General features: G+C 35.6%; 14 protein-coding genes. 9 read left to right on the top strand and 5 right to left on the bottom strand.

Annotated elements, in window-relative coordinates; genetic code table 11:
* Positions 1-678: 678 nt before the first annotated feature.
* Positions 679-840, bottom strand: coding sequence for a bacteriocin-like protein (locus OL225_RS19840; RefSeq protein WP_185097832.1), 162 nt, complete (start codon positions 838-840; stop codon positions 679-681).
* 225 nt (positions 841-1,065) lie between these two features.
* Between OL225_RS19840 and OL225_RS19835 the strand changes: the two genes are divergently transcribed.
* Together OL225_RS19835 and OL225_RS22085 are read left to right on the top strand one after the other, a co-directional pair.
* Entirely contained in the window at positions 1,066-1,338 is a 273-nt protein-coding gene (locus OL225_RS19835) for a hypothetical protein (protein ID WP_047377223.1), read from the top strand.
* 136 nt (positions 1,339-1,474) lie between these two features.
* Positions 1,475-1,663, top strand: a complete 189-nt coding sequence (locus tag OL225_RS22085; RefSeq protein WP_407295465.1) for a bacteriocin-like protein — start codon at positions 1,475-1,477, stop codon at positions 1,661-1,663.
* A gap of 44 nt (positions 1,664-1,707) precedes the next feature.
* Here the strand turns inward: OL225_RS22085 and OL225_RS19830 are convergent, their stop codons facing one another.
* Positions 1,708-2,658 (bottom strand): isopenicillin N synthase family dioxygenase, encoded by a 951-nt coding sequence (locus tag OL225_RS19830; RefSeq protein ID WP_047377224.1) that lies wholly within the window; start codon positions 2,656-2,658, stop codon positions 1,708-1,710.
* An 84-nt stretch (positions 2,659-2,742) separates the two neighbouring features.
* Between OL225_RS19830 and menD the strand changes: the two genes are divergently transcribed.
* Positions 2,743-4,413: a 2-succinyl-5-enolpyruvyl-6-hydroxy-3-cyclohexene-1-carboxylic-acid synthase gene (gene menD, locus OL225_RS19825; protein WP_264519333.1), complete on the top strand. Its 1,671-nt coding sequence runs from the start codon at positions 2,743-2,745 to the stop codon at positions 4,411-4,413.
* Positions 4,414-4,415: 2 nt separating this feature from the next.
* Here menD and OL225_RS19820 read toward each other — a convergent pair whose 3' ends face one another.
* Entirely contained in the window at positions 4,416-5,042 is a 627-nt protein-coding gene (locus OL225_RS19820) for an aminotransferase class IV (RefSeq protein WP_047377226.1), read from the bottom strand.
* A complete protein-coding gene (locus OL225_RS19815) occupies positions 5,026-6,003 on the bottom strand; it encodes an aminodeoxychorismate synthase component I (protein ID WP_264519332.1) in 978 nt (325 codons plus the stop codon). Before OL225_RS19815 ends, OL225_RS19820 begins: the two co-directional genes overlap by 17 nt.
* A gap of 44 nt (positions 6,004-6,047) precedes the next feature.
* Here OL225_RS19815 and OL225_RS19810 point away from each other — a divergent pair, with 44 nt between their 5' ends.
* The 6 genes from OL225_RS19810 to OL225_RS19785 all read left to right on the top strand — a co-directional run bounded on the left by OL225_RS19810 (position 6,048) and on the right by OL225_RS19785 (position 11,054).
* The gene (locus OL225_RS19810) at positions 6,048-6,773 is read left to right on the top strand and encodes a hypothetical protein (RefSeq protein WP_264519331.1); all 726 of its coding nucleotides are present in this window, start codon (positions 6,048-6,050) and stop codon (positions 6,771-6,773) included.
* A 72-nt stretch (positions 6,774-6,845) separates the two neighbouring features.
* A complete protein-coding gene (locus OL225_RS19805; RefSeq protein WP_047377229.1) occupies positions 6,846-7,574 on the top strand; it encodes a beta-carotene 15,15'-monooxygenase in 729 nt (242 codons plus the stop codon).
* A gap of 10 nt (positions 7,575-7,584) precedes the next feature.
* Positions 7,585-8,664: an AI-2E family transporter gene (locus tag OL225_RS19800; RefSeq protein ID WP_264519330.1), complete on the top strand. Its 1,080-nt coding sequence runs from the start codon at positions 7,585-7,587 to the stop codon at positions 8,662-8,664.
* Positions 8,665-8,674: 10 nt separating this feature from the next.
* Positions 8,675-8,902 (top strand): DUF3820 family protein, encoded by a 228-nt coding sequence (locus OL225_RS19795; RefSeq protein ID WP_264519329.1) that lies wholly within the window; start codon positions 8,675-8,677, stop codon positions 8,900-8,902.
* Positions 8,903-8,980: 78 nt separating this feature from the next.
* Positions 8,981-9,427 (top strand): MarR family winged helix-turn-helix transcriptional regulator, encoded by a 447-nt coding sequence (locus OL225_RS19790; protein ID WP_264519328.1) that lies wholly within the window; start codon positions 8,981-8,983, stop codon positions 9,425-9,427.
* A gap of 31 nt (positions 9,428-9,458) precedes the next feature.
* Positions 9,459-11,054, top strand: a complete 1,596-nt coding sequence (locus tag OL225_RS19785) for an MFS transporter (RefSeq protein WP_264519327.1) — start codon at positions 9,459-9,461, stop codon at positions 11,052-11,054.
* Positions 11,055-11,108: 54 nt separating this feature from the next.
* Here OL225_RS19785 and uvrB read toward each other — a convergent pair whose 3' ends face one another.
* Entirely contained in the window at positions 11,109-13,100 is a 1,992-nt protein-coding gene (gene uvrB, locus OL225_RS19780; RefSeq protein WP_264519326.1) for an excinuclease ABC subunit UvrB, read from the bottom strand.
* Positions 13,101-13,129 lie beyond the last annotated feature (29 nt).

Here is a 13,129-nt window from a genome sequence, read left to right as displayed (position 1 = left end):
GTTAAGCCCACCAGCGCCGATGGTACTGCGAAAGCGGGAGAGTAGGCCGCCGCCAGTTTTTATTTTATTTTTAAAAAATCCTTTATCTGATGATAAAGGATTTTTTTTGTTGTATACCTAATCAAGCCAAATAAGCAGCTACAACTCTAAACATAAGTAATGAGCAATAAGCAATGAGTAATAAGTAATAAACCATAGTCATCACTCATCACTATGTCATCACAGATGTTATTATTACCTATTCATTATTCATTACTCATTACTGATTATTCATTACCCATTATTGCTTTTCTCTTCTTCATATTACTACTGACTTCTTCTTTGTTGTCGCCATTACCGTTTATTACCCCCAGTTGTCACTCCGCAGGAATCTAAACCATCCATATTTATCTTTTCTTCAGATAATATTACAATTACCCCAGTCCTAAGTTTTGGCTAAAGCCCGCTCCTATGGAACATAAATAATCTTGATCCCTGGAACGCCGTAAGCCGAACCCAAAACCCCGCATCTCAAATCTCGGAACTGGCTTTTAAATCCATCATCATAAGTAAAGTTATATTTGGGATAATAAAAGCTTGTGAAAGCCTCAAAATCCGCCTTATTTTAATCCAAACGGAACAAAAAAACCGCTTCAATAAAGAAACGGTTTCAATTTATGGCATTTTTGATTTTCAATCTTACATATCACTGTTTGTGTCCGGGCATTTGAAATCATCACTGCAGGTAGCGCAAACTATAACCCCGCTGCAGTAATACATACAGAAATCTGTTTCAGGAAGAGTAGCACCTCCAGAAATGTTTTTTAATTGGCCTTTTTGTAGTTTTTTTAAATTTTTCATATTGTTTTAATTAAAAATTTGTAGGTAAAGTAAAAATAGATAAAATATTTTAAACTAAACAAGATGTGGGTGTAAAAAAAATAAATTTTAATAAAACCAAAGCCTCTTTAATCTGTTATAAACTTAATTTGATTTAAATGTTTGATTATTAATGAAATAAATATTATTTTTAAGTAAGCGTTATCCGAAAAGCTTATAGAGTAGGAAATACCAAAAATCATAACTATGAAAAATCTAAAAAGACTGTCAAGAGATGACAAAAGAAGTATTGTTGCTGGAGTAGACTTCCCGGCATTTTGTTTTGAGGGTGGAGGACCTGGTGAAGGAGGCTGTTCTGCGGGAGAAATCTGCTCAGGTGGGAAATGTGTACCTTATGGTGGAAATCCGGGAGGTGGAGGAAACCCTGGAGGTGGCGGTGATTCTTATACCTGTATCTGTCCGTGGGGAATTTTTACACAACCAACTCCGTGTCCGGAATTTTATTGTATAACAGGATAAAATCTATTTGTATTCATTAATTGGCTCTCATAATAGTTATTAATTAAAAATTATTTATTTTATTCCGTGAATATTGCTAATTTAGGCAAGCGTTATCCGAAAAGCTTACAGAGTAGGAAAAATTAAAACTATAACTATGAAAAATTTAAAGAAAATTGAGAGAAATGAATTGAAAAGTATTTCAGGAGGGAATAACAAATGCTATGACCTTAGAGATTCTCCTGATGACCCTTGCCAGGAACTTAATGATCAAAATAATGGTTGTTACAGAATGAATAGTTGTACAATGTTATGTACACGCGTTTCCTGTTTAATCGAAATGTAATATAATAAAAACGGCTGCCTCTAATTCAAGGCAGCCGTTTCTTTTTATTTTTTAATCAATCCCAGCTCGATCAATCTTTCATGCAGGAATTCTCCGGCAGTTGTATCTTCGTAGAGTTTTGGATTGTTTTCGTCTACACAATTTTCAAGTGCATTTAAAGACATTGCACTGATAGGATGCATAAAGAAAGGAATTGAATATCTTGAAGTACTCCACATTTCTCTTGGTGGGTTTACCACTCTGTGGATGGTAGATTTCAATTTGTTGTTGGTATGTCTTGAAAGCATATCTCCAACATTGATCATCAACTCATCCGGCTCTGCGATAGCATCAATCCATTCTCCGTTGTGATTCTGAACCTGAAGACCTTTACCCTGTGCTCCCATTAAAAGAGTAATAAGGTTGATATCCCCATGAGCAGCTGCTCTTACAGCATCATCCGGTTCTTCAATGATTGGCGGATAGTGAATAGGTCTTAAAATAGAATTTCCTTCTGCGATCTTGTCATCAAAATAAAATTCATTTAACCCAAGGTGTAATGCTAAAGCTCTTAGAACATACTGTCCTGTTTTCTCAAGCATCTGGAATGCCTCTTTACCTACTTCGTTAAATTTTGGAAGTTCGTCAACGATTACATTGTCTGGATACTCAGTTTTGTATTTTGAATCATCAGACAAATATTGCCCGAAATGCCAAAATTCTTTTAAGTCTCCTTTTTTGAAACCTTTTGCAGTTTCTTTACCGAATCCTACATAACCTCTCTGGCCGCCAATACCTGGAATCTCATACTTCTGTTTCGTTTCCACTGGCTGTTCAAAAAAGTTTTTAACCTCTCCATACAAATCATCCACTAGGTTGTCATCAAGAAAGTGGCCTTTTAAGGCTACAAAACCAATTTCTTCATAAGCTTTTCCGATTTCATTTACAAATTTCTGTTTGCGTTCCGGGTTGTCCGAAAGGAAATCACGCAGGTCTACACTAGGTATTTTATCCATTTTTAGAAATTTACGAATAGCAAAATTACATTTTTTTTAAATTAAATGATTTTAAAATCATTATTTATAAGTTAAATTTGCTGTATGAAAAAATATTCTTCTAAGAGAAGTATCCAAATACTTGCACATCTTCTTCAACAGTACGGAATTGCTGATATTGTAATTTCTCCGGGGTCAAGAAATGCTCCTTTGGCCATTCATTTTTCGGAGGTAGATAGTTTTAACTGTTTCAGTATTGTAGACGAAAGAAGTGCTGCTTTTGTAGCAATGGGAATGGCAAAAAGCGAAAAAAAGCCGGTAGCAATTACCTGTACCAGCGGATCTGCAGTTGTGAACTACTATCCTGCCGTTACTGAAGCTTTTTATCAGAATATTCCATTATTAGTGCTTACTGCCGATAGACCGACTGATTTTGTTGATCTGTTTGATGGGCAGACGATAAGACAGAAGGATGTTTTTCATCAGCATTCCTATGGTGACTTCCAGCTTTTGGAAGACAGTAAGGAACATGCAGAAGATATTAATTTCGATACCATTAAAAAAGCCATCGAACTTTGCTTTGAAAAGCAGGGACCGGTGCATATTAATATTCCTTTAGAAGAACCTTTGTATGAGCTTGTTTCGGAACTTCCTACTTTTCCTACCGTAGAAAAAACAATCAAGCACAAAGAATATGAAATTCCTTCAAATCTGATTGCGGAATGGCATACCTCACAAAGAATTATGCTTTTGGTGGGAACAAGGGACTACAGTCCCGAATTGGAAAATCAATTGACACAACTGGTAAAAAATCATTCTGTTATTGTTTTAAGTGAAGCCAATTCAAACCTGCATCACGAGAAGTTTTTCAAACATATAGACCGTTATATTTTTAATTTTACAGAAGAAGACTATAAAACATATGCTCCTGACCTATTGATTACAGTAGGGCAGAATGTCGTTTCCAAGAAAGTAAAACAGTTCCTGAGAAGTACCCGCCCAAAGCAGCACTGGCATCTGGATGAAGTATGGCAGCCGGATACTTATTTTTCACTGACAGAAAAAATTGAAGTTAAGCCTGAGGTTTTCTTTTCAAAATTGTTGAAATTTATCAATCTGGAGCCTAGGCCTTATTTTAACCTTTGGGACGTTTTAAGAGATAAAAAAGATGCTAAACATGAGCAGTTTTTAAATACGATTGATTTCTCAGACTTTTATTTTTTCAATAAAGCTTCACAGACGATTCCTGAAAATTATAATATTCATTTCAGCAACTCCTCCGGGATCAGATATGCACAGCTGTTTGATTTTGGAAAGCGAAAAATATACTGTAACAGAGGAACCAGTGGTATTGACGGGTCTACTTCTACTGCAATGGGATTTGCTATTAAAAATGAAAACCCTACTTTGCTGATCACGGGAGATTTAAGCTTCTTTTACGATATTAATGGACTTTGGAATCAATATATTCCGCCGTTTGTAAGAATTATGATCTTCAATAATGGTGAAGGAAATATCTTTAAAATCATTCCGGGGCCTGGAAATGCCAACCCGAATACATTAGACGAATTTATTGCCACAAAACACCGTAAGAATGCCGAATCTCTTGCCAAGCACTTTGGCTTCTCCTATATAAGAGTAGAGGATGAAATTACGCTTGACAGAGTTCTTGAGAACTTCTTCAAACCTGATGCACAGCCAAAAATCCTGGAAGTAAATACTCACGGGAAGAATAGTGCAGATGTGCTGAAGTCGTACTTTGAATTTATGAAATAATCCTAAAGATCAAGATATTCTTCATTCCCCGGCAGATTGATAATTCTGTCGATAGGGTAGATAAACATATCATCAAAATCATTCAATGCATTAATGATCTGGAAATGGGTGAATTGCTTTATATTTTGTAAAGTGATCTCCGCTTCTTTGATCTTTTTATGCTTTAAAAGATGCTGTCTTTGTACCCCGTTTAATAGATAAGTGGCAGGAGTAAACCAATCTTTCCCTTTTAAAAATAAAAGATTGGAAAAAGAAGTATCGGTGATATGATTATTTTTAACGATGATGATTTCTTCTGCTTTGGATTTCATCTTCATTTTATCCAATTCTTTACGGTCTTCAAACTTGAATGAATAATCAAAACTGTTGTTTTCTACCAGCTTGAAATTCTGAATCTCAGGAATGGCATAAGGAATCATCTGTGTCCTGATTCTTTTGTCGAGATCATAAGATATTCTTAGTTTGAAAAGACCATCCTCATCATGCTGCAGATTTTTATAGATCTTGGCCAGATCAATGGAGTCTTCTTTCCCGAAATGGGAAAATGTTTGATTGACACGCTTCTGGTGTAGATCCAATAGAAAAATCTCCTGATCTTCTACTTTAATGCTTTCAATGAATTGGGACATAGATTTTATTTTTCATTTCCTGATATTCGTCTTCTAACTTACTCATGTGCGTTATACCGCCTCCGCTTTTAAAATAAAGCTGATTTCCTTCTTTTTCTATAAAACGGATCATCACACAGCTATCAACATTTTGGCCGTCAAACCAGCCGCAAACGCCCGTGTAATATCCTCTTTCATAACCTTCTGCATCCAGAATTATTTCCAGTGTTTTAGGCTTGGGAGCTCCTAAAATAGAGCCTGCAGGAAGAAGTTTCTGCATAATACTTCCTACTTTTCCATCAAATTCAGGTTTTATTATTCCTGAAATTTCGGAACTCATTGCATACAGATCCTTTTGCTGGGTTTTGATGAAATCAATATGCTGAAACTGGTCCACTTTTACCTCATCAGCCACCATGCTCAGATCATTCCGGAGCAGATCTACTACGGTATAATGTTCTGCTTTTTCCTTTTTATCATTCTTCAGTATTTCCGCAGCATTTTCAATAGAAGCATCAATAGTGCCTTTCATGGGATAGGTGAGAATTTTATCGTTAATGATCTTCACAAAAGTTTCAGGAGAAAAAAATACAAAAAAATCTTTATAAAAAACTTTATACTTTGCATTTGAATGATAAAAAATTTCTTCTAAGGTTAAATTTGTCTCTATCTTCGTTTTTCTAGTATAGTTTACTAAATAAGAGTTTCCCAAACGAATATTTTTCTGAACTTTATCAAATCCGATTTTAAAGCTTTCCAACGTTTCCGGAAATGATTTCCAGATTACTTTTTTATCTAACGCGTGTGTTTCTTTTTTGTTTGAAAACTCTTGAAAATCAATAATTAAACCTGATTTTTCAATCTCATGTTCCTGGTATATTTCGACACTCTCCGAGAGAAAGTCGATTACGAAAAAATAGGGAACCTTCTGAAGAGAAAGCTCATCCATTTCCATAAATTTTTGATGATTCACTGAAAACATTCTGCAAAAATAATTATTGATGTTTACTTTTGCATAAATTTTTTATGATGCAGAACAAATATCCTCAGAAACCGGGACTAGATTTTATATTGAAGCAGGCTTTTTTTTATTGGAATAAAACACTGGTTTTTCAGTTGATGTTTTCCATCATCTTTTTTGGAATACTGCTTACGGCTGTTATGCTTTTTGGGGCAAAATATGATGTTTTCTCTTACAATAAAGAATTGGAGGAAGCCTTTTTGCAAGGCACTAAGGTGTATCTGAAAAAAATGGAAGAGATAACGGCTACCGAAAATTATCAGATGTTTACACTGGCCATCTGGGGAACTACAGCGTTTTTGTATCCATTGAATCTGGGGATGTTCCAGATCTTCAGAAAAATTGATCTTAAAGAAAATGTTGTGATCGGGGATCTGTTTGCAGGGTACAATGGGCTCAACTTTTTTAAATATCTAGGATATTTTCTTTTCTGGTTCTTTATTTACCGGTTTACAATTCCTACCGTTGTATTGGCTATAATTTGGGTTGCAGTAACAATATTTGTGGCTCCATTGATGTTTTTTACGAATAAAAGGATATTCGAGGCCATTTCTCTGAACTTTAAAGCTCTTAAAATGTACTTCGTGGAAATAATGGTCTGTGTAATCGTTGCTTTTCTATTTAAATATGTAGGTTTTGTTCTGTTTTTGATAGGAGGACTTTTCACATTTCCTTTTTGGAATGCAATGATTTATTCGCTTTATAAAACCGTTTTTTCAGAGAAAAGTTAAAATTCATTCGTTTTTAATATGATTTTTTACTAAAAAAAACTAAATTTGGTAAAATCATTAAATATTTAAACTATGTCTGAATTTAACGAATTTGATCAGCAGGGCTCTGTACCTAACAGAGATACGGGATCGATTATTTCTCATGCCTTTGAAATGTATAAAGGTGTTTTCGGTTACGGAATCGTAGCAATGATTATTTATCTGGTTGGAGGGTCTGTTATTCAGATGCTTACCGGATTTGATTCTGCTTCCATTGTAGAAGATATGAAATCTTCAGGAGGTGACTTTAATTATTGGAGCGCTCCGGGACTTCCTTTATATATGGGAGCTTCCAGTCTTTTCGGACTTTTATTATCTCCTTTGTATGTAGGATTGATCTACATGGTGAATAAATATAATACCAAAAGTCCTATTGAGTTTTCTGATCTATTCATTGGGTACCGCCAGAATTTTGTGAATATATTGATTTATAGCCTTCTGTCTGGAATTATTTCATCAGTTGCTCTTGCATTATGTGTACTGCCTATTATTTTTGTATATCCTTTCCTTTTATTAGGGTATCCTATTCTGTTATTTGAAAATGCTTCAGCTACTGAGGCTTTAGGGAAATCTTTCAATATTGCTAAAGAAAACTACGGAATTTTCTTATTAACCGGATTTTTAGGATTCCTGATCTCTATTGCGGGGGTTATTCTTTGCGGAATTGGAGTGATCTTAACCGCTCCGTTTATTATGATTGTAATGTACTCTACTTATTGTGCTTTCTTAGGAAAACCAAGACAAATCATGTACAGTAAATAAATAAAAATGCATGATGAATAAGGACAAACAAATAAGCAATGTTGCGATAAAGCAGATGTCTTTGCTGACCATTATTGTGGTATTAGCGGGTCTGATTTGTTTTAATCTGGCATTGTTTATTCCTTCAGTTTTGGGGGCCATCACCATTTATGTGGTCTGCAGAAAATATAACTTTTATCTGCAGGAAGAAAAAAAATGGAGACCTTCACTTGCCGCATTTGCATTAATGTTTGCGAGCCTTATCGTCCTTATTCTTCCTATCTATTTTATTGCCGATCTGATTATTGATAAACTGGGGAATGCACAGGCTTATATGGCCAAGTTCAATATTTTCCTGGATAAAATACATTCTTACATATTTTCTAAAACAGGATTTGATATTCTGAGCAAAGAAAACATGGTGAAACTGAAAGATAATGTAGGAAAATTTTCTACTTCTGCAGTCAGTGGAACGTTCAATACCCTTACCGTAGTGATGTCCATGTATTTTATTCTCTATTTTATGCTGGAAAAGCCAAGGCTCTTCGAAAAGATCCTTACTTCTTCTGCACCACTTAAGAGAGCTAACATTTCTTTAATCGGCGATAAAATGAGAAAACTGATTATGGCCAATGCTATCGGGATTCCAGTTGTAGCAGTAGGACAAGGGATCGTAGCTCTTATAGGATATCTTATTTTTGGGGCACCGGGCGCTGTATTACTTTTTGCATTAACGGCTGCAGCTTCAGTGATTCCCGTTGTAGGAACTGCTATTGTGTATGTTCCGGTGTGTATCTTTATGATTGCTGAAGGAAATACAGTACAGGGGGTCGGCTTAGCGATCTATTGTGTTGTTGTGGTAGGTCTTACTGATAATCTTCTTCGTTTTACCCTTTTAAAGAAACTGGAAAACATCCATCCTTTGAATACGGTATTTGGGATTATCATGGGAATGAATCTTTTTGGCTTCATGGGGCTTATTTTCGGGCCTATTCTGATCTCACTGACGCTTCTTCTGGTTCAGGTGTACAGGAATGAATTTTCGGATGAATATGCTCCCCCGGATCTAGAACTGCCCGGACAGGATGATATTAAAGAAAAATTAATTTAATTATATAAAAGTGGAAGGACTCAATCCCGAAATATTAAAAGAAATCTGTGTCATGAAAATGCCGTTCGGTAAGTACGAAGGAACGGTTTTGATTGATCTTCCGGTCAGCTACCTGGAATGGTTCAACAAAAATGGAATGCCAAAGGGAAAACTGGGAATGCAGCTTTCAACTGTTTACGAGATCAAATTAAATGGTCTGATGGATCTTTTGACCCCCATCAGGGCAGCACTCCGATAAGACTTTCTGAAAATTCCGAATAGGAAATATCTATAAAGTAAATTAGTTTGACATCTAACTAATTGTTACATTTGTGCTATGAAATTATCATTAGATATCAGTACGTTTCAAGAAGCTTTACCAAGAAAAGTCTCTAATTTACAATCTGCCATCAGGAATAGGATTTTAGCAGATTTTGCTCGTGAAGGGATTCATATTACACTTGAAATGTATCTTGTTCTCAGGTGTCTTTGGGAGAAAGACGGGAGAAATCAACAGGAAATTTCTGATATTCTTTACAGGGATAAAGCAAGTCTTACCAATCTGATTGATAATCTTGAAAAAAGAAATCTTGTAGTAAGAGTACAAAATCAAAATGATAGAAGAAATAAGAATATTTTTCTTACTGAGGAAGGGCGCGGAATCAAAGACAAGGTAATTCCGATGATTTCAAATATTCTTTTAGAAATAGAAAACTCCGTTTCAGAGAATGATCTCGTAACAACTATTACTGTTTTGGATACCTTGTTTAAAAAACTAAAATAATTTTACTCTAAAAGTTAGATATCAAACTAATATGAATACAGATCCTTTCCATCAGCTGATTCCCGAATGGATGAAAACTCCTTTACTGTTTATACTTTTGATTTCACAATCTATTATCAGTGGATTACAGGGAGTAGATATTAATTCGATAGCCTCTCAATTAGGAGAGGAAAAAGATCTTTTACAATTTGCTTCCTATACCAATTCGGTTGGATTAGTTGCTATGATTGCGTTGAGTGGGCATATGACAAAAATTTACCAAAGAAAAAATGTGTGGCTAATCTGTCTCGCTCTTGAATTTGTCATGTCTTTGCTGATGTCCGCCCCTAATAATGTGTATGAAGTTATATTTCTTAGTTTCTCTTGTGGAACGGTAAAAATTATTTGTTTGCTTGATGCCATCAGACTTCTGATGCAACGTCTTAATCCTTCCGGAAGTAGAGGTCTTTTTTATGGGATTTACTACACGATTTCTTTTGTAACGGCGCAACTTGTAGCATTTGCCGCATCTTGGCTTATTGTTGATTATGAATGGTATTATATTTATTATTTATGGATTCCGGGAATTGTGGTAAGTATTTTCATCGTTCAAACTTGCTTACATCGCAACCACGAAGAATCCCCCATTAAATTAAAAGATATTGATTGGTTCAGTTATTTATCAGTGGTGATTATGGGTTTCTCCCTCTCTTATATCTGTGTAATGGGTGAAAAATCAGACTGGTGGTATGACAAGAATATTATTTTAAGTTCATTCATTTTATTTTTCAGTACTCTGGGTTTTATTATCAATAGTATATTTCATAAACATCCTATGATTGATCTTTCAGCATTTATCAGATATAAACAAATCGGATGGGGAATAGTATTTATGGTACTTTTATATATTGTTTATAATTCTTCATCTGTAGTGTCTGCATTTCTACTGTTAAATTTTAAAGGAGACGTAAAATATGCCAATGTATCCAATCTCTATATGATTCCTGCATTTTTTGTTTCAGTACCGCTTACGGGAATATGGCTTCATAAGAGACATAAGGCAAGAGGAGCGTTGGTATTTGGGTTTTTATTGTATACTTTGTTTTATTTTGTAATTAAAAACCTTGTAGCTTTCAATATTCCGGAGTGGACACTTATTATTCCTCAGCTTCTGAGAGGAGCTGCTTATGGGGTAACTATGACCAGCCTATCCTATTATGTGTCGTCTAATGTTGAACTGAAAGATAACACTTCAAGAGTTTTCTTTAGTGTATTTTCAAGATACGTAGTGGCTATGCCCGTTACATCTGCTTTTTTCAGTCACAGGCTTTCTTATTTAAAAACAAAATTCAGTACTGATTTTTCTCAATATATAACTCCTACAGACCCCAAGGTTATAGAGTACGTCAATGTCATTAAATCTGGGTTCATAAGTAAAGGATTGGATATGATGTCTGCAGAGAATATGGCGCTGGCTTCTTTGCAGAAAAAGCTACTTGCAGATTCAATACTTCGGGGCGTTGATGAGATTTTTATGATGCTTTGTATCATAAGTGTACTCTTAATGTTGGCTTGTCTATGTCTTAAGGTATTTAATATTCATTATGAAGTATGGAAAAATACATATCCACTGACTAAGCTTTCTTAAAATATTTTCGGCGGCATCAAAGATGCCGCCGAAAATATTTATAAATCAGTTTTATTAAGCTTTCAATGCCGCAATTTCATCTCTCAGCTTGGCCGCTTTTATAAAGTCAAGATTTTTCGCAGCAGCTTCCATTTCTTTCTGCTTCTGGGTGATCATTTTCTCTATATCTTCACTTGCATAGGTTGCTTTTGTTTCAGCAACTTTCTGAAGGATTTCCTTTTGGGTATATTTTTCATCAGGGAAGTCTTTGCTTCTTCCGACAAGATTTTCCGAAATCTTTTTATTTAATGCTTTTGGCTTCAGGCCGTGATCCTCATTGTACTGCATTTGTTTGGCACGGCGGTATTCGGTTTCATCCAGGGTAGCCTGCATAGATTTTGTGATTTTATCGGCATACATGATGGCTTTTCCGTTCACATTCCTTGCGGCACGTCCCACGGTTTGAATCATTGATCTTCTGCTTCTCAGCATTCCTTCTTTATCAGCATCCAGAATAGCAACCAACGAAACCTCCGGTAAATCTAATCCTTCTCGTAATAAATTAACTCCGATAAGCACATCAAAAAGCCCTAGACGAAGGTCCTGCATAATCTGAATACGTTCCAGCGTTTCAACATCAGAGTGAATATATCTTGTTCTGATTCCGAATTTGGTAAAGTATTTCGTAAGCTCTTCCGCCATTTTCTTCGTTAAAGTGGTTACCAATACTCTCTCATCAGCATCAGATCTTTTATGGATTTCCTCCATCAAATCATCAATCTGATTGATGGTAGGTCTTACCTCAATAATCGGGTCAAGAAGTCCTGTTGGACGAATGATCTGCTCAATATAGGCTCCTCCGGTTCTTTCAAGTTCATAATCTGCAGGAGTTGCAGACACATAGATTACCTGATTCTGTATAGCTTCAAATTCTTCAAATTTTAAAGGTCTGTTGTCCATCGCAGCCGGAAGTCTGAAACCATATTCCACCAATGCCTCTTTTCTGCTTCGGTCACCACCATACATGGCATGAACCTGTGGAACAGTTACATGGCTTTCATCAATAACCATTAAAAAGTCTTTAGGGAAATAATCAATCAAGCAGAAAGGTCTTGTTCCCGGAAGTCGGCCGTCAAGATATCTCGAATAGTTCTCAATTCCTGAACAATAGCCTAGTTCTTTAATCATTTCAAGATCCAGTTCGGTTCTTTCCTGAAGTCGTTTTGCTTCTAATGGTTTTCCAATAGAGCTAAAGAAATCAACCTGTTTTACCATATCATCCTGAATGTCTTTAATAGCACCGTTTAAGGTCTCCTTTGATGTTACAAAAAGATTGGCAGGGTAAATTTGTATCTGATCAAAATTATCATCTACATTCCCAGTAACAGGGTCAAAGCTTTGGATCTTTTCAATTTCATCCCCAAAAAACTGAATTCTGATAGCATTATCAGTATAAGCAGGGAAAACATCAATTACATCTCCTTTTACACGGAATGTTCCTCTTTGAAATTCATTTAATGTTCTGGCATATAATGCATTAACTAGTGAATGAAGAAGTGCTGTTCTTGTCACTTTCTCACCAATAGCAATGGAAATTAAAGATTTATGAAATTCTGTAGGATTTCCAATACCATAGATACAGGAAACAGATGCCACAATCAAAACATCCCTTCTTCCTGAAAGCAGGCTGGCGGTTGCAGAAAGACGTAGTTTTTCAACTTCTTCATTGATGCTCAGGTCTTTTTCAATATAAGTTCCTGTTGTGGCAATATAGGCCTCAGGCTGGTAGTAATCATAGTAACTGACAAAGTATTCCACAGCATTTTCCGGGAAAAACTCTTTAAACTCCATAAAGAGCTGCGCCGCAAGAGTCTTATTGTGTGCCAGAACTAAAGTGGGACGCTGAACATTTTTTACAACATTAGCAACCGTAAAGGTTTTTCCGGAGCCGGTAACCCCGAGAAGGGTTTGATATTTCTCACCGATCTCTATACCTTCAGTAAGTTTTTCAATAGCTTGGGGCTGATCTCCGGTAGGTTTATATTCTGATTGAAGCTTAAAATCCATAGAAAAGAATGTATACAACAAAAATACGA

The sequence above is a fragment of the Chryseobacterium viscerum genome (genome assembly GCF_025949665.1).
Classification (GTDB): domain Bacteria; phylum Bacteroidota; class Bacteroidia; order Flavobacteriales; family Weeksellaceae; genus Chryseobacterium; species Chryseobacterium viscerum_A.
The sequence above is the reverse complement of the archived record's forward strand: the minus strand, read 5'-3'. Positions and strand labels throughout refer to the sequence as shown.

What these genes read in the sequence shown, in the direction of transcription:
- OL225_RS19840 (WP_185097832.1), bottom strand. Translation starts at nt 840, where the DNA reads ATGAAAAATTTAAAAAAACTACAAAAAGGCCAATTAAAAAACATTTCT.
- OL225_RS19835 (WP_047377223.1), top strand. Translation starts at nt 1,066, where the DNA reads ATGAAAAATCTAAAAAGACTGTCAAGAGATGACAAAAGAAGTATTGTT.
- OL225_RS22085 (WP_407295465.1), top strand. Translation starts at nt 1,475, where the DNA reads ATGAAAAATTTAAAGAAAATTGAGAGAAATGAATTGAAAAGTATTTCA.
- OL225_RS19830 (WP_047377224.1), bottom strand. Translation starts at nt 2,658, where the DNA reads ATGGATAAAATACCTAGTGTAGACCTGCGTGATTTCCTTTCGGACAAC.
- menD (WP_264519333.1), top strand. Translation starts at nt 2,743, where the DNA reads ATGAAAAAATATTCTTCTAAGAGAAGTATCCAAATACTTGCACATCTT.
- OL225_RS19820 (WP_047377226.1), bottom strand. Translation starts at nt 5,042, where the DNA reads ATGTCCCAATTCATTGAAAGCATTAAAGTAGAAGATCAGGAGATTTTT.
- OL225_RS19815 (WP_264519332.1), bottom strand. Translation starts at nt 6,003, where the DNA reads ATGTTTTCAGTGAATCATCAAAAATTTATGGAAATGGATGAGCTTTCT.
- OL225_RS19810 (WP_264519331.1), top strand. Translation starts at nt 6,048, where the DNA reads ATGATGCAGAACAAATATCCTCAGAAACCGGGACTAGATTTTATATTG.
- OL225_RS19805 (WP_047377229.1), top strand. Translation starts at nt 6,846, where the DNA reads ATGTCTGAATTTAACGAATTTGATCAGCAGGGCTCTGTACCTAACAGA.
- OL225_RS19800 (WP_264519330.1), top strand. Translation starts at nt 7,585, where the DNA reads ATGATGAATAAGGACAAACAAATAAGCAATGTTGCGATAAAGCAGATG.
- OL225_RS19790 (WP_264519328.1), top strand. Translation starts at nt 8,981, where the DNA reads ATGAAATTATCATTAGATATCAGTACGTTTCAAGAAGCTTTACCAAGA.
- OL225_RS19785 (WP_264519327.1), top strand. Translation starts at nt 9,459, where the DNA reads ATGAATACAGATCCTTTCCATCAGCTGATTCCCGAATGGATGAAAACT.
- uvrB (WP_264519326.1), bottom strand. Translation starts at nt 13,100, where the DNA reads ATGGATTTTAAGCTTCAATCAGAATATAAACCTACCGGAGATCAGCCC.